This window comes from Halorubrum halophilum (assembly GCF_000739595.1).
GTDB lineage: Archaea > Halobacteriota > Halobacteria > Halobacteriales > Haloferacaceae > Halorubrum > Halorubrum halophilum.
This window is the reverse complement of sequence record NZ_BBJP01000005.1, coordinates 70599-89358: the sequence shown is the minus strand read 5'-3', so window position 1 is coordinate 89358 and position 18760 is coordinate 70599. Positions and strand designations below refer to the sequence as shown.

Sequence of the window (18760 nt, the reverse complement as noted above, 5' to 3'; positions counted from 1 at the left end):
CATCGGATCCGTGTCGTTATGGTGCGGGCGACCCAACCGAGCGGTAAATGGGGATCCTCGAGAACAAGTCGAACGCCCGCCTGTTCTACAAGTATCTCTCGAAGGTGTACGACCAGGTCAACCGGTTTACCTGGACCGAGGAGATGCGCGCGGAGGCGCTCTCGTGGCTGGAGTTCGGCGACGATCCGAAAGTCCTCGACGTGGGCTGCGGCACCGGGTTCGCCACGGAGGGCCTCCTCGAACACGCCGACGACATCCACGGGCTCGACCAGAGCGTCCACCAGATGGAGAAGGCGTTCGAGAAGTTCGGGAAACGCGACCGCGTGAACTTCTACCGCGGCGACGCCGAGCGGCTCCCGTTCCGCGACGACACGTTCGACATCGTCTGGTCCTCGGGGTCGATCGAGTACTGGCCCAACCCGATCGAGGGGCTCCGAGAACTCCGCCGCGTCGCGAAGCCGGGGGGACAGGTGCTCGTCGTCGGGCCCGACTACCCGCATAACCCCGTCCTCCAGCGGGTCGCCGACGCGATCATGCTCTTCTACGACGAGGACGAGGCCGACCGGATGTTCGAGGCGGCCGGCTACGAGACGTACGAACATCACATCCAACAGTCGACGCCGCGGAGTCCCCGCGCGATCACGACGGTCGCTCGGATCCCGGAAGAGTAGCGACGCGGCGTTCAGACGGTTCTCTCTCCTCTTCTTCCTACCCCGACTCGACGACCGTCTCCAGCGTCGCGACCGGGCGTCCGTCGACCGAGATATCGACTGTGACCGTTCGGCCGGGTTCGAGGGTCGGGTCGTTGGTCCCCGCGACCCGGAACGACGCCGACCCGCCGACGCGCCAGTCGCCGTCGGTCGCGGCGTTGAACGCGCCCGTCGGTCCGGGACGGAACCCCGCTGCGGAGAAGAACGGGACCGGCGGCTGCCGGGCGAGCGGCTCGCCGTCGACGCGTACGTGGACCCCCAACTCGGTCGCGTTAAGCACGTCGCCGCCGCGGTGCGTGACCGTGATCCGGTCGTCGGTCGCCGACAGCGACAGGGCGGTCGTCGGCGCCGGCTCGGGCGGCGCGCCGAGGGCCGCGGTCACGACGCCGCCCGCGAGCACGACGGTGATGGCGAGCAACAACACGCCCGCGACCGGCGCGAGCGCGCGGTCGGATCCACCGGTGGTCGGTCTCGGTTCTGTCGGTGACGTCGTCTCGATCGACGAGTCGGTGTCGGTCGGCACGGGGGACCTGCCGCGGGATCCGGGAAAAACGTCCGGGCGAGCGACGAGCGCCTACTCGTCGTCGACCGGGCGCGGCGTCGAGATGGGTTCGAGGTCGTCGATGAAGATCGCACGGGGCTCGTCGACGACGGTCACGCGGTAGGACTCCGCGGGCGAGAGCGTCCGGACCACGCCGTCCGCGTCGGTGGTGCCGATCGCTTGACTATCGTCGTCTCCGACGCTCTTCGTGACGGTGACGTCGGGAACGGGCGATCCGGTCTCCTCGTCGCGGACGGTCACCGTCACCGGGCCGCCGGCGTAGCTGCGGTCGACGGTGACGGTGAAGCCGTCGCCATTCCCAGTGACGGGGTCAGTGTCGGGGAACGCGTCGAGATCGATGCGCTGGTGTTCCACGAACACCTGTCTCGTCCCGCCGCTGACGAAGGTGCGCAGGAGCCCGAACTCGTGGGGGATAGTGATCCGCTGGACCGACCCGGCGCCGAACGCGTCGGGCTCGCGGAGCGACGCCGTCTCGGGGTAGGCTTCGGAAGTGGCGTTGATCGCCTCGTCGTTGCCGATCGGGGCGCCCCCGCGGTCCCAGCGGTCAAGACGGGAGACCTCGCGGACGTACTGGCCGTCGACGATCGTCGCTAACACGATCGACTGTTCGCTCGACTCGACGTACACCTCGGTGGCCGACACCTCGCCGCGCGCGGCCGAGAGCACGTAGTCGCGGACGGGACCCTCGTACACCTGTAGCGCGACCTGGAGCTCGTCGAGCCGGGCCGGGGAGCTGAAGCCGTCGGTCTCCTCGGCCAGCGCGTCGAGCTCTTCGAGCCGTGCGTCGTACTCGCGGGCGGTCGCGGCGATGCGAACGAGCTCGTCGAGGAGCTCCCGGTCGGAGAGGTTCCCGTCGGCGTGGGCGCTGAACACTTCGGCCTGTCGGCTGTTGAGCGTCACCTCGTCGCGCTCGACGCGATTGATCGCGGCGAGGATCCGGCGCTGGCGTTCCGCGCTCGTCTCGGCGGCCTCGATCCGCTGGACGACCGTCGCGGTCTCCATGGCGGCGTCGGTCTCGTCGACCGCGAACTCGACCGACGAGCCGAGATTCGCGCCGCGGATCCCGGATCCGAAGCGCGTGTCGACGCCGCTCGGCGTTGACAGCGTCCGGAAGGTGAGATTCTCCGAGTCGACCTGCGGGCGGTCGAGATCACCGTCGGTGGTCGAGTCGAGACCGCCGGCGACCGAGCCGGTCTCCTCGGCGATCGAACCCGTCGCAGTCGCGGGGTCGGCGACTTCCCCCGCGACGGCTGCCGGCGACATCGCACCGGCGATCGGCGCGAGCAGAAGCAGCACCGCGAGGGAGATCGGGAGGGCTCTCATACCAGTTCGGTTCGCGCCGGGATATAAAAAATCCACCTCAACGAGCCGACGAGACCCGTCACGGTCCGCGGTCGGCCCGGTGGTCACGAGTCCGTCGCGGGGCAAAACGAACGATGGAAAGCGTTTTGCCCGGCGCCTGAGTGCGCTGATCTGTATGCGGAACGCCCCGTATCGCGCCCTCCTCGTCGGGCTGGTGATCGTCGCGCTCGCCGCGAGCAGCGTCGCGCCCGTGACGGGAGGCGCGCCCTCCCCCTCGTCTTCGCCCTCCCTTGACGCCGATTCGGCGACCGTCGACCTGTCATCCGTCGATTCGTCGACTGTCGGACAGATCGAAGAGCAGTTCGACCCGGCCACGGCAACGCGGATCCGGATCGAGCCGACGCCGGACAGCAACGCCCAGTGGACCGTGTCGGTCAGGTACGCGCTCGCCGACGAGAGCGACCGCACGGCGTTCAACGCGGCCGGCGACAGGTTCCTCGACGGCGATATCGGGCCCGACGCCGCGATGTTTGAGGGATTCGCCCGCGAGGCCAGTCGGAACACCGATCGGACGATGCAGATCGAAGACGTCGATCGGGAAGTTGTCGTCCACGACGATCCGTCGTCGTTCGACGTTGCGGACGCCGAGGCGACGGCGGTCGGCGAACTCCGACTGACGTTCGTCTGGACCGCGTTCCTCGAAGAAGACGGCGAGAACCTGGTGTTGGGTGACGCGCTGACCATACCGGACGACAGAACCTGGCTGGTCTCGCTAGAGGAGGGGCAAACCCTCGAGGTGGCGACGCCGGAGGGATACGCCGTCACGGGGACGCCGAGCACGGCCGTGACGCGGCTTTCAGACGGTGACGTCATCATCGAGGGACCGCAGATGTTCGAGGAGGGCGATCCCGTCGTGATCGTCTACGGATCCGCGGGCACGATCGGTCCACCGTGGACGCTGCTCACCGCCGCGATCGTCGTCGCGGCAGTGCTCATCGCCGGGAGCATCGTCGGCTACCGGCGGATAGACGGGAGTCCCGGGGCCGTGGCGGACAAGATCGCCGGCGGGGGGGCGGTCGACAGCGACGACGGAGAAGCGGCCGATCGCGGGCGGCACGGCCCCGCAGCCGGCGAAGTCGGCGACGCCGGCAGCCCGGGTCCGGCGAGCGGCGGGTCGGAGGCGGACAACGGCGAGGGAGGAGAAGAAGACGGCGGAGAGGACCTCTCGCTGCTGTCCGACGAGGAACGCGTCGAGCGCCTCCTCGAGGACAGCGGCGGTCGGATGCGGCAGGCGGACATCGTCGCGGAGACGGGGTGGTCGGACGCGAAGGTGTCGCAGCTGCTCTCAGCGATGGCCGATTCGGGGCGCGTGGAGAAGCTTCGGCTGGGCCGTGAGAATCTGATTTCGATCCCGGACGACGGCGAGGAAGACGACGGGGACGACGAGACCAGAGACGACCGCTGATCCGGGATCCGATCCCGACGGCGAGAGACCGCGCGGGCGGCGGAAACCGCGAGCCCGCGGTGCGGCGTTCCGAAAGCTCTTACAGGCCGAACGACGGAGTATCGATCATGAAAGTTCTGGTGACAGTCAAGGAGGTCGCGGAGCCGGACGACGACTTCGCGATCGAGGGCACCGACATCGCGGCGTCAGACCTCGAGTACGACCTCAACGAGTGGGACGATTACGCGATCGAGGCGGCGGTACAGCTCGCCGAAGCGGGGATCGCGGATGAGGTCGTCGCCGTCACCATCGGTCCGGAGCGCGCCGAGGAGACGATCCGGATGGCGCTCGCGAAGGGCGCCGACCGCGCCGTGCGGGTCTGGGACGACGCCTTCGAGGCGGGCTTTTCCGACGTGGCCGCGAAGGTCACGACGTTCGAGGCGGTCGTCGAAGCGGAGGAGCCCGACCTGGTGCTCGGCGGCGTGCAGGCCGCGGACACCGGGTTCGGCGCGACCGGCGTCGCGCTCGCCGAGCGTATCGGCTTCGAGCACGCCGCCGTCGTCAACGACCTCGAAGTCGACGCCGACGCCGGCGTCGCGCACGTCCACCGCGAGTTGGAGGGCGGCGTCGAGGAACTGACCGACGTCGACCTCCCCGCCGTGTTGACCGTCCAGACCGGGCTCAATGAGCCGCGGTACGCGAGCCTGCGCGGCATCCGGCAGGCCCAGCGCAAGGAGATCGACGCGACGGATCTGTCCGACCTCGGGCTGTCGGCCGACGACGTCGAGAGCGCGCTGACGATCGCCTCGATGTACGAGCCGGAGAGCGAGTCGGACGCCGAGATGATCGAGGGCGACGCCGGCGAGAGCGCGTCGCGCCTCGCCGAAGTCCTCCGCGAGAAGGGGGTGAGCGCGTGATGAGCGTGCTCGTCGTCGCGGAACACCGGCGCGGAGAGCTTCGCGACGTTTCGTACGAGGCGATCACGGCCGGCCGCGAACTCGCCGACGCGCGGGACGGCGACCTCCACGTCGCGGCGATCGGCGGTGATCTCGATCGGTTCGCCGAGGACCTGAACCGCGAGGGCGTGGACGCGGTCCACGCGGTCGGGAACGGCGAGGAGTTCGACCACAACGTCTACCAGTCGGCGGTCGGAGCGCTGCTGGAGGAGACCGACGCCGGCACCGTCGTGATCCCGAACTCGGTCAACGGGCTGGACTACGCGCCCGCCGTCGCCGAGGCGCACGACCTCCCGCTGGTGACCGACGCGATCGGCTTCGAGTACGACGACGGGCTGACCGTCACCCGCGAGATGTACGGCTCGAAGGTGGAAACGACCGTCGACGTGGCCGGCGACCGCTTCGTCCTCACCGTCCGGGGCGGCGAGTGGGCGCCCGCGGAGGGGGTCGGCGACGCCACCGTCGAGTCGGTCGAGGTCGATCACCCCGAGTCCGGCGCCCGCGTCACGGGCTTCGAGGAGGTCGGCAGCGGCGACGTCGATATCGCCGACGCCGACGTGCTGGTCTCCGTCGGTCGCGGGATCGAGGAGGAGGAGAACCTCGAACTCGTCGAGGAGCTGGCCGACGCGCTCGGCGCGACCCTCTCCGCGTCGCGGCCGATCGTCGACAACGGCTGGCTCCCGAAGAACCGACAGGTCGGGCAGTCGGGGAAGGTCGTCACGCCGGACGTGTACATCGCGGTCGGGATCTCCGGCGCGGTCCAGCACGTCGCCGGCATGAAGGGGTCGGACACGATCATCGCGATCAACACGGACCCGAACGCGCCCATCTTCGACATCGCCGACTACGGGATCGTCGGCGACCTGTTCGACGTGGTGCCCGAGCTGATCGACGAGTTCGCGTAGGCGCGAGGCGCGTGTCGGCGGTCCTCGCGGGGCCGCGAGACGCGTCGACGGACTCCGCGAGACGACCGTCGTCGACCCTGTCTCGGGGCGTTTATCACCCCGCCGACCCTCCGATCCGGCATGAGCGAGGCCGACGAGCAGACGGCTGCGACCGCGACCGGCCGGGAGATCTGGATCGAGAAGTACCGGCCGCAGTCGCTCGACGACATCCACGGACAGGAGGCGATCGTCGAGCGGCTCCAGAGCTACATCGAGCAGGACGACATCCCCCACCTTCTCTTCAGCGGACCGGCCGGCGTCGGGAAGTGTGTGACCGGTGAGACACCCGTCTTGACCGACTCCGGAGTGAGGCCGATAGAAGACGTGGTCGGTGATACGGACGGTTTCGAGGAATCCGAGGATGAGCTTCGGGTCGCGACGATGACGGACCGGAACGACTTCGAGTACGTCGAGCCGTCGCATGTGTTCGGAAAGCGTGCGGAGGAACTCGTCGAAGTAACGACTCGTGACGGCGCCGAGTTCCGGGTGACTCCGGAACATAAGCTCCGAGTCATTACCCACGAGGGGTTCGAGTGGGTTCCGGCCGAGGAGCTGTCGGACGGCGATCGGATCGCTCGGCCAAATCGACTGCCGACGCCAACGGCTGATTCGACCACGGAACCGACGCTACGGTGGTACGACGAAATGAACCCGGAGCGGACAGAGGTGACGCTCGATACCGAGACCGCAGATGGGCTGGATCTTGATCGGACGGTCCCGTTATCAACGCTTCGCGCGACAGTCGACGGCGTGGACAGTTGGGTGAACGGCGTCGAAGCGATCGAATACGTCAGACAAGGCCGTCGGTCTCGATCGATTATCCCACCGACAGACGTGACGCCGGAGCTCGCGCGATTCGTCGGCCTCGCGATCAGCGAAGCCCGTATCGACGGCGGACGGATCAAATTCTACAACACCGACGACGCGCTCCTCAACGCGTTCGAATCGACCGCACACGCAGTGTTCGACGTGGAAACGAGGCGAGGGATACAGAAAGACGTCCCCTACGTCGCGATCGGTTCCCGAACGCTGACTCACTATCTGGAATCGGTGTTCGACGCGTTCGCGAGCGCGAGCGGCGAGAAGGGTATCGGCTCGAATCTTGTCACAGCCGGAACAGACGCGCGAGCCGAGTTCCTGCGTGCGATGTTCGACGCCGAGGCGCACGTCAGCGCTAACGGAATAATCGAACTAACGCAGCGAAACCCGGATCACATCACCCTGCTTTCGTACCTCCTCACGACGTTCGGTATCTCCTCTCGACGGAAAGAACTCAAGAAATCTGCGACCAACGGGTGTGATGTCGAACGGACGTACCACGCGCTGTATATTTCGGGAGCGCAGAATCTTCGACGGTTCAGGGATGCGATCGGATTCACCATCACTCACAAGTCCGATCGGCTTGACGAGCATGCGGGAAAGAAGGCGAACCCCAACTACGACACGATCCCGACACAGACCGTTCTTCGGGATCTCTGTCGGCGGCTCGATATCCCGATCACCGAGCATCTACCCAAGAGCCTCAACCCGGAGTCTCCCGGAAGAGAGCGCTACTGTGCAGTTCTAGACGGCGTGATCGACGCCGCAACGAAACGGATCGAAGACACGCAACTGGCGCTCGAACGCCTCGAATCGATCCGACCGGAACTCGAAGCAGCGACGACCGTCCCGACGAGATGGGTCGAGAGCCGTGAGGAACTAGCTCCGATAGAAACCAGAAAGCAGGTATCTGAGGTAGTCGGTGCGCGCTCGGACCGCCTTCTGGAATATAGCGACGGTCGTCGGACACCGCGGGCGCATCGGGCGGTACGAATCCTCGGAGAGCTGGATCAGCCGGTCGAAGACGTCCGGATCGATCACGTGGAGACCGAGCTGAGCGAGTGTATTGATCTACTCGGCGTGGAGTACGCCGAAGTCGTGGATGGCCTCCGGATAGAGACGCCAGATCTCACGAATCTCCTTCGCTCGGACGATTCGACGCTGACGTCGCTCACCCGTCTCGAAACGGTCGCAGATCGTCTCAGAGAGGTCGCCGCGGATCGGTTATCGCTGGAGACCGTCGAACTCCTCGATAAGGCGTCTCGGATCGCAAACGCCGATCTGCTGTACGACGAGGTAGAAACGGTCGAGCGTGTGGATACCGACGAGCGCGTCTACGATCTGACGGTTCCGGGAACGCGGAACTACGTCGCCGGAGAGAATCCGACGGTGATGCACAACACCACCGCCGCCACCGCCATCGCTCGCCAGGTGTACGGCGACGACAACTGGCGCGGGAACTTCCTCGAACTCAACGCCTCCGACCAGCGCGGAATCGACGTGGTGCGCGACCGGATCAAGGGATTCGCGCGCTCGTCGTTCGGCGGCGACTTCCGGATCGTGTTTCTTGATGAGGCAGACAGCCTCACAGATGACGCTCAGTCAGCATTACGCCGGACGATGGAGCAGTTCTCCGACAACACGCGCTTTATCCTCTCGTGTAACTACTCGTCGAAGATCATCGACCCGATCCAGTCGCGCTGCGCCGTCTTTCGCTTCTCGCCGCTCTCGGACGAGGCGGTCGCCGCGCAGACCCGCGAGATCGCGGCCGCTGAGGGGATCGAGGTGACCGACGCAGGGGTCGACGCCCTCGTGTACGCCGCGGACGGCGACATGCGCCGCGCGATCAACTCCCTGCAGGCGGCGGCGACGACCGGCGACGTGGTCGACGAGGAGGCGGTGTACGCGATCACGGCGACCGCGCGACCCGAGGAGATCGAGTCGATGGTGACGAACGCGCTGGAGGGGGACTTCTCGCGGGCGCGGGCGACGCTCGACACACTTCTGACGGAGACGGGAATGGCCGGCGGCGACGTGATCGACCAGCTCCACCGCTCCGTCTGGGAGTTCGACCTGAGCGAGCGCGAGGCGGTCGCGCTGATGGAGCGGATCGGCGAGGCCGACTACCGGATCGCCGAGGGCGCGAACGAGCAGGTGCAGCTGGAGTCGCTGCTCGCGTCGCTTTCGTTAGAGGAATAGACGAACTTGGGTGTCGGTTATTTATAAGGAGTTGTTGCTGGCTGATCGACGGTGAACACCTCCAAGGCCCCAGCCGCTCGGTCATACTGGTGTGACTGTGGATCGACAACAGAACACTTCCAAAGCCCCATCCGCCCGCTTATAAATGGCTGATCGCAGATCGACGGTGAAGACCTCCAAAGCCCCAGCCGTGAGGCGGTCGCACGCTCGCTGCGCGCTTCAGTCGCTCACTCCGTTCGCTCCTTGCAGTGCTTCCGTCGCCTGCGTCCGCCTCACGGCTGCCCCTTTGAGTCCCGCCCGCAACCGCACCGCCGGAAGACGTTCCTGCTCGCTTCGCTGCGCGGGCTGCGACTTCCGTGCTCCCGCTCGCGTTGCTCGCGGGACCGCAGCCTCACACCTCCCCAGCCTCGTCGGTCGCCCGTCGCTTCGCTCGGGCGACCGACTCCAGCGAGGGACCTTCGGTCCCTCTGGCAGCCGGCGCACAGCGCCGGCGACCTCGCGCGGGCTGCTCGCGCCCTTCGGGCACTCGCAGGCGCACGCCACCGCGACGCGTTCATTTATAAACCTGGATCGCCGTCCCGTGGCGCGCTTTTTAAGCCGGGCGCGCACCGACCTGTGGATATGCTCGTCGTCGTCTCGGACACCCACTCGCGCGAGGAGACGAAGCTGCAGGGCCGGACCGCGGAGGCGGTCCGCGAGGCCGACCTCGTCGTTCACGCAGGCGACTTCTACCGCGAGCCGGTGCTCGACGCCTTTCAGTCGGTTTCCCGAACCCTCCGAGCCGTCTACGGCAACAACGCCGACGCGGCGATCCGCGACCGACTCCCAGAAGTGCTGACCGCCGAGTACGCCGGCGTCCGGTTCACCGTCACGCACCGCCACCGCAGCGGCGACACGGGGCTCGTGATGCTCGGCCGAGAGCGCGACGCCGACGCCGTGATCTGCGGACACAGCCACCGCCCCCGGTTCGACGACTCGGGCGCGCTTCCGATTCTGAACCCCGGGAGCCACGCGCAGCCGCGCGGGAACCGACCGGGGCACGCGGAACTCGAACCGGCCGACGAGGGCGAGGACGCGCTGAACGGACGACTCGTCACACCGGACGGCGAGGTCTTCGAGGAGTTCCGGATCGATCCCTGAATCAGGGGTGGAAGGGTGACGCCCGCCGAACCGGGAGGGGTGGGGCAGGACCGGCGGGCGACCGCGACGCCCCGCTCCGTCGGTCACGCCGGAAGGCAGGGTGGGGAGGGGAGAGGGAGAGACGCGGGCAGAGAACCGAGCGAACGGGTGTCGTGTGCCGTCGCGGCTCGCCAGTCGTGACCGATCGCGGGGAGAGGGCCGAAGCGGGGGTCGCATCGACATCTTGCGCCGGTGATAGCTTATAGGTAGCTTATGGACAAAAGCGCGTTTTAGTCATCGACAGACGAGACGAGGACGACCACGACATCGGCGGCCGGAGGCGACGACCGGAACCGGCGGACGACCCGGCTGCCGAAACGCCTAACACCGTGCCGACGGATTCGAGTGTATGCTCCCGGTCGAACCGTTGTTCGTCGTGATCCTCCTCGTCTTGCTCGGGTTCTTCTTCTTCGCGTTTCTACTGGTCCGGCGCACCCTGACGGGGCTGCGCGAAGGGTACGACGACGGGCAGCGGTAACATGGTCGTCGCAACCGTCGCCACCCTCGGCGTCGCCGCCGCGGCCAGTCTCTTCATGGCGTGGTCGATCGGCGCCGGCTCCTCCGGGTCGACACCGTTCGCTCCGGCGGTCGGCGCCAACGCCATCTCCGTGATGCGCGCGGGTCTCGTCGTCGGCGTGCTGGGCCTGCTGGGCGCGATCCTGCAGGGCGCGAACGTGACGGAGGCGGTGGGGACCGAACTGATCGGCGGCGTTACCCTCACCGCCGGCGCGGCCATCGTCGCGCTGCTCACCGCGGCCGCGCTCGTCGCGATCGGGGTGTTCGCCGGCTACCCGATCGCGACCGCCTTCACCGTCACCGGCGCGGTCGTCGGCGTCGGGCTCGCGATGGGCGGCGACCCGGCGTGGCCGAAGTACTCCGAGATCCTCACGCTGTGGGTGCTCACCCCGTTCGTCGGCGGCGGCGTCGCCTACGGCGTCGCGCGGCTCCTCATCGGCGAAACGCTTCCCGAACGACCCCTCACCGCCGCGCTCGCCGGTCTCGTCGGCGCGATCGTGGCGAACGTCGGATTCGCGCTGCTCGGTCCGGCGGGCGAGCAAGCGTCGCTGTCGGAGGCGCTCGGGGCCGGGCTCAGTGTCGGCGAGCTCGGGAGCGCGCTCGTCACGGTCGCGATCGCCGCGGTCGTCGCGGTCGCGGTGTACGCCGATCTCGGCCGGGACCGCGAGGGCGCCCAGCGCCGGTTCCTCCTCGCGATGGGCGGGCTCGTCGCGTTTTCGGCCGGCGGCTCGCAGGTCGGGCTCGCGATCGGTCCGCTCGTCCCGATCTTCAGCGACGTTGGAGTCCCGCTGTGGGCCCTGCTCGTCGGCGGCGGCGCGGGGCTGCTCGTCGGGTCGTGGACCGGCGCGCCGCGGATGATCAAAGCGATCTCGCAGGACTACGCCTCGATGGGACCGCGGCGGTCGATCTCGGCGCTCATCCCGTCGTTCGCGATCGCGCAGATCGCCGTCGCGTTCGGGATCCCCGTCTCGTTCAACGAGATCATCGTCTCCGCGATCGTGGGCGCGGGCTACGCCGCGGGCGACGCGGGCGTGAGCCGGGCGAAGATGGGGTACACGGTGTTCGCGTGGGTCGCGTCGCTCGTCGGGTCGCTGGCGCTCGGGTTCGGCGTGTACACCGCCGTACAGTTCGTGCTGTAACGAGTAACTGGATTATTTGGCGGCGGTGTTTGTTTATAACTGACAGTTGCAAGCGGATCGGTGGTAAACAACTCCAAAGCCCCAGCCGCGACGGCTCGCGTGACTCGCTGCGCTCCTCGACCGCTCACGGTGTTCGCGGTCTGCGGTGCTTGCGTCGTCAAGCGTCGCCCTCGCGGCTGCCCCTTTGAGTCCCACCCGACCGCACAGCACCGCAGCCTCACGCCTCCCCAGCCTCGCGGCTCACGACTCGCGGCTTCGCCGCTCGCGTTCGCCGCGTCCCTCGCGCGTGCTCCTCGCGCCCTGCGGGCGCTCGGCGGCACGCGCCGACCGCAACAGCAACGGCAGGGACTACTCGTCGCCCGGGTACGTCGGCAGCCGCGCGGACTGCGCGCTCCCCCTGACCGACGGGAACGGGAGGTCGGCGCGCGTCGCTGCGACCTCCTCGCCGTCGACGCGCACAGTCACGTCGGCGTCGGCGAGGTCGGCGTCGAACCGGACGAGCGCCAGCGCGATCGGCTCTCCCGAAGCGGGACCGACCGCCGCGCGGGTCACCTCGCCGACCGCCTCGTCGCCCGCGAAGACGGCCGCGCCGGGGGACGGCAGGACCTCGTCGTACCCCTCCGGGTCGGCGTCGCCGTCGATCTCGGCGGTCGCGTCGGCGAGGCCGTCGAGGTCGAGCCCGACGAGCCGCCTGCTCGGACGCCCCTGGTTCTCGACGCGGGAGACGACCTCCTGCCCGACGTAACACCCCTTGTCGAAGTCCAGGGCGTTGCGGAGCCCGAGGACGTTCGGCACCGTTCCCTCGAGTTCGTACTCGAAGAGGGGGGTGCCGGCCTCGGCGGAGAGCGCGTCCCACGTCCGGTAGCCGAACGGGGCCGCGTTGAGCCCGCGGTTGAGTAGGGTGTCAAGCACTTCCTCGGAGTCCTCGGCCGCGCAGACGACCTCGTACCCCTCCTCGCCGAGGGGCGCGTCGCTCGCGATCACGGTGACGCCGGCATCGACCATCGATCCGCGGACGAACGAGAGCGGTTTCTCGGGCGCGCCCGGCCCGCCGAGCACCGAGGCGATCTTCTCGGTCGACTTGGGGCCGTGGACGCCGAAGACGCCGAGCTCGTCGGAGATGTCGTCGATCGCCACGTCCTGGATGAACACCTTGCCCGCCCAGTCCTCGGCGACCGCCTCAGCCCGCTCCGGCGGGAGGAAGACGAGGAGGCGCTCGTTCGCGTTGTACACGTACATGTCCGTCTCGATGCCGCCCTGCGGATCGAGCAGGAGCGCGTACACGCCCTGCCCGTCCTCGTCCGGGACCCGGTTGGAGACGGCGTTGTCGACGAACTCGACGCGGTCCTCGCCCGTGATCGCGAGCACGCCGTACCCCATCTCGATCGCGCCGACGACGTTGCGGACGGCCTTGCCGACGCGCTCGGGTTTCCGGTAGTGATCGACCACTTGTCGGCCGCCGCGGTCGCGGTACACCGCGCCGTGGGCGCCATGGGTGTCGGAGACGAGAGTCATACCCGAAGGGAGTCGGGGGAGCGGCAAAAGGTCGCTGGCTTCGGTAGGCGCGGGCGGTCGCTCCCACGCGGGTCGCTCGAACCCGCGGTCGCTACAGCCCGAGCCGATCGCGGATGGCGTCGACGAGGCTATCTGAGCCGTTCTCCAGCTGCTCGTCGGGATCGGGGACGACGCGGTCGTGGGGGTACACGCGCACCCGCTCCTCGCTCTCGACGGTGATGAGCGAGTCGGCCTTCAGCGCCGACAGCGCCTCTTCGACGGCGTCGATGTCGGCGTCGACGGCCGCGCGCAGCTCCAGCACCGTCATCCCCTCGTCGCCGCGGTCGACGAGCGCGTCCAACAGCGCGACCTCGACGTCCGGCCGGTCGCGGTACTCCGGCTTTGCGGCCATACGCGGTAGTTGGACAGGATGCGGTTTACGTCTACCGGCGAGAAACGAGCCGTTCCGACCGACAGAGCCCTACCGAACGAGCCGCGAACAGGAGCCGCAGAGGTTCTCCTCTTTCACGTCGACTTCGCGGACGGTCGGCGAGAAGGACATGACGCATTTGCTGTTGTCGCAGTGTTCCAAGCCGAGCGTGTGGCCGATCTCGTGGACGACCTCTTTCCGGACGCGGTCCGAGAACACGTCGACTGCGGGCTTGGTGGAGACGCCCCCGTCGGAGGAGGTTCGGAGCCGGTGCGTCGAGATGACGGAGCCGCTGCCGTTGAGGTACGCGAGCCCGAACACGTAGTTCCGGCGGCGGTAGTAGAGGTCGCGCGGGGTGATCCCGATGTTCTTCTCGCCGCCGCCGACGCGGCCGACGGTCTCGATCAGGTCTTCGGCCCGGTACTGATCGCGGCCCTCGTCGTAGGCCGTATCCGGGATCGGCTGGTCGTCGTGGACGGTCACGTCGCAGTCGTATACGGAGCGGAGCGCGGCGGAGGCCTCGCGTTTCACGCGGGGGGTGACCTCCCCGACTGGGACGATGTCCACGAGCATGGAACCGCTTATGACCGCCGCAATCATAAAGCCCGCGCCGTGGTCTCACCCATCCGTCGCGCGATCGTGGACGAACTCGCGGAGTACGACCGCCTCGTCGAGGTCGGCGTCGGTGACCGGCCGGCGGTCGCGAGAGCGCTCGCGGAGCGGGGCTGCCGCGTCGTCGCCGTCGACATCGAGCCGGGAGACCGGGCGCAGGCGGTCGCACGAGACACCCGAGACGAGACGATCGAGGGCTCACTTCGGGCCTGTCAGGGAGACGTGCTCGCGCTCGCGGAGGGGGCGGACGAAAGCGGAATCGGACCGATCGCCGACGCGGACGGCCGCGTCGCCACGGACGCGGTGTACGCGTGTAACCTCCCGGCCGAACTCCAGCGGCCGACAGTCTCCCTTGCCGACCGACTCGGCGCAGTCTGCGTGTTCACCACCCTCGGGTTCGAGGAGCCGGTCGTCCCTGTTCGACGACGCTCCGTGGAGGGGACCGCGCTGTACGTCGCTCGAGACGACGAGGGCGGGAAGTCGTCGTCCGGTCCCGCGTGAGCCACTGGGACCGAACGAACCCGGCCGATTCGGCGAGAACCCGAACGTTCTTTCCCGCTCCTGCCGGCGTACGGGTATGCAGGTCGACGCAGTCGTCCTCGACATCGACGGGGTGTTGGTCGACGTGGCGGACTCCTACCGGCGGGCGATCATCGAGTCCGTCGAACGGGTGTGTGACAAGACGATCGATCGCGACGCGGTCCAGTCGTTCAAGGACGCCGGCGGGTTCAACAACGACTGGGAGCTGACGGACGCGGCCGCCCTCTACGTGCTCGCCCGCCGCGAGGGGCTCAAGATGAACGTCGAGACATTCACCGACCGGGTCGCCGAGGGCGGCGGCGGGCTCGACGCCGCGAAGGAGGTCGTCGGCGACCTCCCGCGCGTCGCGCAGGCGCGAGTCCGCGACCAGTGGGACACCGACCGCCTCCGCGAGACGTTTCAGGCGCTGTACCTTGGCGAGGACCTGTACCGCGAGCTGGAGGGCGGCGCGCCCCCGCTGTCGGCGCCGGGATACATCCACGACGAGCCGACGCTGGTCGACCCGGCGACGATCGCCGCCCTGACCGAGCGGTTCGACGTGGGCGTGTTGACGGGGCGACCCGCCGCCGAGGCGGAGATTGCCTTGGAGCGCGTCGGCCTCGACGTACCCGACGACCGCCGGTTCACGATGGACGACTGGGAGGAGGGGAAGCCCCATCCGCGGGCGCTCGTCGAACTCGCGGAGCGGTTCGACGCCGAGCGCGTCGCCTTCGCCGGCGACACCCTCGACGACGTGCGGACCGCGCGCAACGCCGACGACGAGGACGCGACCCGCGTCTACTACGGGATCGGCGTCCTCACTGGGGGGTTAACGGGAGAGGAAGGGCGTCGGAAGTTCGCCGAAAACGGGGCCGACGCCGTCGTCGAGGACGTGAACGATCTCGTCGAGCTGTTGGAGTGAGAAGATGGGCCTTGCCGGATTCGAACCGGCGATCAACTCGTTATGAGCGAGTCGCTTTAACCGGACTAAGCTAAAGGCCCGTAATTCGGGGTAAACGAGACGAACCCTTTAGCGTACCGAATCCACGCGATCGCCGGACGGAACCGTGACGCCGCGGTGGGACGATCGACGACGGCGCAGAAGCGACACCTAACGCTAGGAGGTGTAGAAACGGAGAGGCGCCGAAGCCAGGACTCGAACCTGGGACCGCCTCGTTAACAGCGAGGCGCTCTACCAACTGAGCTACTTCGGCTCGATTCAGGGTACTCGATTCGTTTTGATAGGGCTTTCGTTTCCGCCCGACTCGGGTGCGATCAGTTACCGCGCCCCGATCTCGCCGGGCCGCAGTCTCCCGATCGCCTCCCAGAGCACATCGCTCGCCCGGTGACCGACACGTTTTCGGCCGGACCGCGAGAAGCCGACTCCATGGACGATCTCGAGGCGGTGCTGTCGCGCGTTCGCGACAGGGTGATCCCCGAGCCCGCGGAGCGCGAGCACCTGCGAGCGGTCGCCGCGACGCTCGCCGACCGGACGCGCGAGGCGATCGCCGACCTCCCGGTCGACGCCGACGTGGTGCAGGTGGGGTCGACCGCTCGCGGTACGTGGGTCTCCGGCGACCGCGACATCGACCTTTTCGTGCGGTTCGACGCCGACCTCGACCGCGAACAGCTTGAGGAGTACGGGCTCGCCGTCGGCCACGCCGTCCTCCCTGACGGCCACGAGGAGTACGCCGAACACCCCTACGTGAAGGGCACCTACGAGGGATTCGACGTGGATCTGGTCCCCTGTCACGACGTGGAGACCGCCGGGGACCTCGTCTCCGCCGTCGACCGGACCCCGTTCCACGATGCGTACCTCTCCGCGCGGCTGGACGACGACCTCGCCGACGACGTGGTGCTCGCGAAGGCGTTTCTGAAGGGGATCGGCGCGTACGGCAGCGACCTCCGCACCGAGGGGTTCTCGGGGTACCTGACCGAGCTGCTCGTCCTTGAGCTGGGCGGGTTCGTCCCCCTCGTGGAGTCCGCGCGGAGCTGGCACCCGCCCGTGGAGTTCGACCCGGAAGGGCACGCCGAGCGAACCTTCGACGATCCGCTCGTCGTGGTCGATCCGACCGATCCGACGCGGAACGTCGCGGCCGTCCTCTCGGCGGCGAATCTCGCGCGGTTCCAGCACTACGCCCGCGAACTGCTCGCGGCACCGAGAGAGGGGCTGTTCGAGTCTGAAGAACTGACTCCCCTCGATCCCACGGACGTTCGCGACCATCTCGACCGACGAAAAACGACCCCGGTGGCGGTCGTGTTCGACGCGCCTGACGTGGTCGACGACCAACTGTGGCCGCAGCTCCGGCGATCGCTCGACGGGATCATTCGGGGGCTGAACGAGCGCGGTTTCGACGTGCTCCGCGCGCGGGCGATGACGGACGGAGAGGGTCCGAAGGCCGACGGAGATGAAGCCAAGCGCGCCGCGCTGTACGCCGAACTGGAGGTCGCAGAGCGGCCGTCCGTGGTGCGCCACGAGGGGCCGCCGGTCGCGGTGCGGAAACACGCCGCGAGCTTCTACGAGTCGTACGCCGACGATGTCGATCCGGAGACCTACGGCCCGTTCATCGACGGCGATCGGTACGTCGTCGAACGCGAACGGGAGTTCACGACGGTCCGTGAGTACCTCGAAAGCGACACAGCCGGCGACGTGGCGCTCGGTGCGCAGGTGGAACGGGAGTTCGCCGAGCGCGACGTGCTGGTCGGCGACGCGGTGGCGACGCTCGCGCCAGCATTCGGGGTGCCGCTCAGGGAGTTCTACGAGCCGCACCCGTGAAGCGGCAGAGGGACGCGAAAGAAGCCGAGACTGAGAGAACGACCTACCGCGAGAGCCGGTCCGAGACGAGGTACACGAGCGCGACGATCCCGAACAAGACGGCGCCGATGGCCGACAGAAACGCCGCGACCCGCGGGAAGACCAGCCAGAAGGCGACGTAAAACGAGAACGCGAACGCGAGCAGGCCGACGATCACGACCCCGCGAGTCGGGTTCTGGACGGCCGCGACGAACGCGCGCTGCGGGAGTGAGAGGTTCCCGAAGTCTACCGGAACGTCGGTGTCATTGGGTTTATCGAGATTATCGGGGTTGTCGGGCGGAGCATCGCCGGGGGAGGCGTCGACTGTGGATCCGTCAGCGTCGATCTGATCCTCGACATGGACTCGGTCCTCGGCGTCGTCGGTCACGTGAAGCAGTATGGTCCGAACCCGCCTGTACCTGTCGTTCCCTGTGCTGTGATCAGGCAACTCCGCCTCCGAGCGCCGCGCCGACAAGGAACGCGAGCAGCGCGGCCGCTAGGTTCGCGGCCGCAAATCTGGCGGCAGTTCGCCCCTCGCCGTCGGCCGCGGTGGAGACCGTCTCGACGGCGAATGAGGAGAACGTCGTGAAGGCGCCGCAGAACCCGACGGCGGCAAAGAGGGTTGCCTCCGAGCCGATCGGTGCAGCGAGGAGGGCACCGAGCGCAAGGCTCCCGAGCGCGTTGACGACCACGACAGACCGGCGATCCTGGATACGGAGGCCAACCGCGTGTCGACCCACGGCGCCGACCGAGCCACCGAGACCGACGAGGATGGACGCAAACAAGGGATCGCTCACACTCGCCTCCCGACGAACAGGCCGGCCGCCGCGGCCGTGAACCCAGCGACGTAGCTCGCGGCGACGTAGACGGCGCCGACCGTAGTGCCGAGCGCCACGGCGTCGCCGACGAAAGTGCTGTAGGTGGTGAACGAGGAGAGCGCGCCGGTTCCGACGAACAGGCGCGTCCGACGGCGCGCGGCACGCGTGAGCAGCAGCCCGAGTGCGAACGAGCCGAGAATGTTCGCAAGGAGCGTTCCGGCCCCGATCGCGTCGACGACGACGAGGTCGATTCCGTGTCTGGCCACGGCGCCGATGAACCCACCGAGCGCGACGAGGAGGAACCCCAGCGGCGTCCGTTCCAT

At 68.2% G+C, this 18760-nt stretch carries 19 protein-coding genes and 2 tRNA genes; 11 read left to right on the top strand and 10 right to left on the bottom strand.

Features of this window, described 5'->3' with window-relative positions:
* Nucleotides 1-47: 47 nt before the first annotated feature.
* Nucleotides 48-671, top strand: a complete 624-nt coding sequence (locus tag ACP96_RS01745) for a methyltransferase domain-containing protein (RefSeq protein WP_050025963.1) — start codon at nucleotides 48-50, stop codon at nucleotides 669-671.
* 37 nt (nucleotides 672-708) lie between these two features.
* On the opposite strand, the gene ACP96_RS01740 is transcribed toward ACP96_RS01745, so the two are convergent.
* Nucleotides 709-1209 carry a type IV pilin N-terminal domain-containing protein gene (locus ACP96_RS01740; RefSeq protein WP_050025992.1) on the bottom strand — a complete coding sequence of 167 codons (501 nt, stop codon included), beginning with the start codon at nucleotides 1207-1209 and terminating at the stop codon, nucleotides 709-711.
* A gap of 75 nt (nucleotides 1210-1284) precedes the next feature.
* On the bottom strand, nucleotides 1285-2595 hold the full coding sequence (locus ACP96_RS01735) for an Ig-like domain-containing protein (protein WP_050031884.1): 1311 nt from the start codon (nucleotides 2593-2595) through the stop codon (nucleotides 1285-1287).
* Nucleotides 2596-2749: 154 nt separating this feature from the next.
* Here ACP96_RS01735 and ACP96_RS01730 point away from each other — a divergent pair, with 154 nt between their 5' ends.
* The 7 genes from ACP96_RS01730 (at nucleotide 2750) to ACP96_RS01705 (ending at nucleotide 11770) form a co-directional block, all read left to right on the top strand.
* Nucleotides 2750-4039, top strand: a complete 1290-nt coding sequence (locus tag ACP96_RS01730) for a helix-turn-helix transcriptional regulator (RefSeq protein ID WP_050031883.1) — start codon at nucleotides 2750-2752, stop codon at nucleotides 4037-4039.
* A gap of 107 nt (nucleotides 4040-4146) precedes the next feature.
* Nucleotides 4147-4935: an electron transfer flavoprotein subunit beta/FixA family protein gene (locus ACP96_RS01725; RefSeq protein ID WP_050026803.1), complete on the top strand. Its 789-nt coding sequence runs from the start codon at nucleotides 4147-4149 to the stop codon at nucleotides 4933-4935.
* Nucleotides 4932-5879: an electron transfer flavoprotein subunit alpha/FixB family protein gene (locus ACP96_RS01720; protein ID WP_152663380.1), complete on the top strand. Its 948-nt coding sequence runs from the start codon at nucleotides 4932-4934 to the stop codon at nucleotides 5877-5879. Before ACP96_RS01725 ends, ACP96_RS01720 begins: the two co-directional genes overlap by 4 nt.
* A 120-nt stretch (nucleotides 5880-5999) precedes the next feature.
* A complete protein-coding gene (locus ACP96_RS01715) occupies nucleotides 6000-8936 on the top strand; it encodes a replication factor C small subunit (protein WP_050031882.1) in 2937 nt (978 codons plus the stop codon).
* Nucleotides 8937-9557: 621 nt separating this feature from the next.
* Nucleotides 9558-10076, top strand: coding sequence for a metallophosphoesterase (locus ACP96_RS01710; RefSeq protein ID WP_050031881.1), 519 nt, complete (start codon nucleotides 9558-9560; stop codon nucleotides 10074-10076).
* A gap of 388 nt (nucleotides 10077-10464) precedes the next feature.
* Nucleotides 10465-10593 carry a DUF7859 family protein gene (locus ACP96_RS19695; RefSeq protein WP_268762310.1) on the top strand — a complete coding sequence of 43 codons (129 nt, stop codon included), beginning with the start codon at nucleotides 10465-10467 and terminating at the stop codon, nucleotides 10591-10593.
* 1 nt (nucleotide 10594) lies between these two features.
* The gene (locus ACP96_RS01705) at nucleotides 10595-11770 is read left to right on the top strand and encodes an inorganic phosphate transporter (RefSeq protein WP_050031879.1); all 1176 of its coding nucleotides are present in this window, start codon (nucleotides 10595-10597) and stop codon (nucleotides 11768-11770) included.
* Between the two features lie 348 nt (nucleotides 11771-12118).
* Here ACP96_RS01705 and ygfZ read toward each other — a convergent pair whose 3' ends face one another.
* The 3 genes from ygfZ to ACP96_RS01690 all read right to left on the bottom strand — a co-directional run bounded on the left by ygfZ (nucleotide 12119) and on the right by ACP96_RS01690 (nucleotide 14267).
* The gene (gene ygfZ, locus ACP96_RS01700) at nucleotides 12119-13285 is read right to left on the bottom strand and encodes a CAF17-like 4Fe-4S cluster assembly/insertion protein YgfZ (protein ID WP_050031878.1); all 1167 of its coding nucleotides are present in this window, start codon (nucleotides 13283-13285) and stop codon (nucleotides 12119-12121) included.
* A gap of 91 nt (nucleotides 13286-13376) precedes the next feature.
* Nucleotides 13377-13676, bottom strand: a complete 300-nt coding sequence (locus tag ACP96_RS01695; RefSeq protein WP_050026279.1) for a DUF6432 family protein — start codon at nucleotides 13674-13676, stop codon at nucleotides 13377-13379.
* A gap of 69 nt (nucleotides 13677-13745) precedes the next feature.
* Entirely contained in the window at nucleotides 13746-14267 is a 522-nt protein-coding gene (locus tag ACP96_RS01690) for an archaemetzincin family Zn-dependent metalloprotease (RefSeq protein WP_050031877.1), read from the bottom strand.
* 39 nt (nucleotides 14268-14306) lie between these two features.
* Between ACP96_RS01690 and ACP96_RS01685 the strand changes: the two genes are divergently transcribed.
* Together ACP96_RS01685 and ACP96_RS01680 are read left to right on the top strand one after the other, a co-directional pair.
* A complete protein-coding gene (locus ACP96_RS01685) occupies nucleotides 14307-14807 on the top strand; it encodes a UPF0146 family protein (RefSeq protein WP_050031876.1) in 501 nt (166 codons plus the stop codon).
* A gap of 76 nt (nucleotides 14808-14883) precedes the next feature.
* Nucleotides 14884-15747 carry a TIGR01548 family HAD-type hydrolase gene (locus tag ACP96_RS01680; RefSeq protein WP_050031875.1) on the top strand — a complete coding sequence of 288 codons (864 nt, stop codon included), beginning with the start codon at nucleotides 14884-14886 and terminating at the stop codon, nucleotides 15745-15747.
* A gap of 5 nt (nucleotides 15748-15752) precedes the next feature.
* Here the strand turns inward: ACP96_RS01680 and ACP96_RS01675 are convergent.
* Both ACP96_RS01675 and ACP96_RS01670 read right to left on the bottom strand, forming a co-directional pair.
* Nucleotides 15753-15827 (bottom strand) — tRNA-Ile (locus ACP96_RS01675).
* 139 nt (nucleotides 15828-15966) lie between these two features.
* Nucleotides 15967-16039, bottom strand: a tRNA-Asn gene (locus ACP96_RS01670).
* A gap of 173 nt (nucleotides 16040-16212) precedes the next feature.
* Between ACP96_RS01670 and cca the strand changes: the two genes are divergently transcribed.
* Nucleotides 16213-17601, top strand: coding sequence for a CCA tRNA nucleotidyltransferase (gene cca, locus ACP96_RS01665; RefSeq protein ID WP_050026286.1), 1389 nt, complete (start codon nucleotides 16213-16215; stop codon nucleotides 17599-17601).
* Between the two features lie 43 nt (nucleotides 17602-17644).
* Here the strand turns inward: cca and ACP96_RS01660 are convergent, their stop codons facing one another.
* The 3 genes from ACP96_RS01660 to ACP96_RS01650 are packed head-to-tail and all read right to left on the bottom strand — an operon-like array spanning nucleotide 17645 to nucleotide 18760.
* Complete coding sequence (locus tag ACP96_RS01660; RefSeq protein ID WP_050026288.1) at nucleotides 17645-18007, bottom strand: hypothetical protein; 363 nt, start codon at nucleotides 18005-18007, stop codon at nucleotides 17645-17647.
* A gap of 52 nt (nucleotides 18008-18059) precedes the next feature.
* Nucleotides 18060-18416 (bottom strand): fluoride efflux transporter FluC, encoded by a 357-nt coding sequence (locus tag ACP96_RS01655; protein ID WP_050026290.1) that lies wholly within the window; start codon nucleotides 18414-18416, stop codon nucleotides 18060-18062.
* Entirely contained in the window at nucleotides 18413-18760 is a 348-nt protein-coding gene (locus ACP96_RS01650; protein ID WP_050031874.1) for a fluoride efflux transporter FluC, read from the bottom strand. The genes ACP96_RS01655 and ACP96_RS01650 overlap by 4 nt, the downstream gene beginning before the upstream one ends.

Coding starts and splice junctions, on each gene's coding strand:
- ACP96_RS01715 (WP_050031882.1), top strand. CDS start 6,000: ATGAGCGAGGCCGACGAGCAGACGGCTGCGACCGCGACCGGCCGGGAG.
- ACP96_RS01695 (WP_050026279.1), bottom strand. CDS start 13,676: ATGGCCGCAAAGCCGGAGTACCGCGACCGGCCGGACGTCGAGGTCGCG.
- ACP96_RS01690 (WP_050031877.1), bottom strand. CDS start 14,267: ATGCTCGTGGACATCGTCCCAGTCGGGGAGGTCACCCCCCGCGTGAAA.
- ygfZ (WP_050031878.1), bottom strand. CDS start 13,285: ATGACTCTCGTCTCCGACACCCATGGCGCCCACGGCGCGGTGTACCGC.
- ACP96_RS01725 (WP_050026803.1), top strand. CDS start 4,147: ATGAAAGTTCTGGTGACAGTCAAGGAGGTCGCGGAGCCGGACGACGAC.
- ACP96_RS01705 (WP_050031879.1), top strand. CDS start 10,595: ATGGTCGTCGCAACCGTCGCCACCCTCGGCGTCGCCGCCGCGGCCAGT.
- ACP96_RS01745 (WP_050025963.1), top strand. CDS start 48: ATGGGGATCCTCGAGAACAAGTCGAACGCCCGCCTGTTCTACAAGTAT.
- ACP96_RS01730 (WP_050031883.1), top strand. CDS start 2,750: ATGCGGAACGCCCCGTATCGCGCCCTCCTCGTCGGGCTGGTGATCGTC.
- ACP96_RS01735 (WP_050031884.1), bottom strand. CDS start 2,595: ATGAGAGCCCTCCCGATCTCCCTCGCGGTGCTGCTTCTGCTCGCGCCG.
- cca (WP_050026286.1), top strand. CDS start 16,213: ATGGACGATCTCGAGGCGGTGCTGTCGCGCGTTCGCGACAGGGTGATC.
- ACP96_RS01680 (WP_050031875.1), top strand. CDS start 14,884: ATGCAGGTCGACGCAGTCGTCCTCGACATCGACGGGGTGTTGGTCGAC.
- ACP96_RS19695 (WP_268762310.1), top strand. CDS start 10,465: ATGCTCCCGGTCGAACCGTTGTTCGTCGTGATCCTCCTCGTCTTGCTC.
- ACP96_RS01650 (WP_050031874.1), bottom strand. CDS start 18,760: ATGGAACGGACGCCGCTGGGGTTCCTCCTCGTCGCGCTCGGTGGGTTC.
- ACP96_RS01710 (WP_050031881.1), top strand. CDS start 9,558: ATGCTCGTCGTCGTCTCGGACACCCACTCGCGCGAGGAGACGAAGCTG.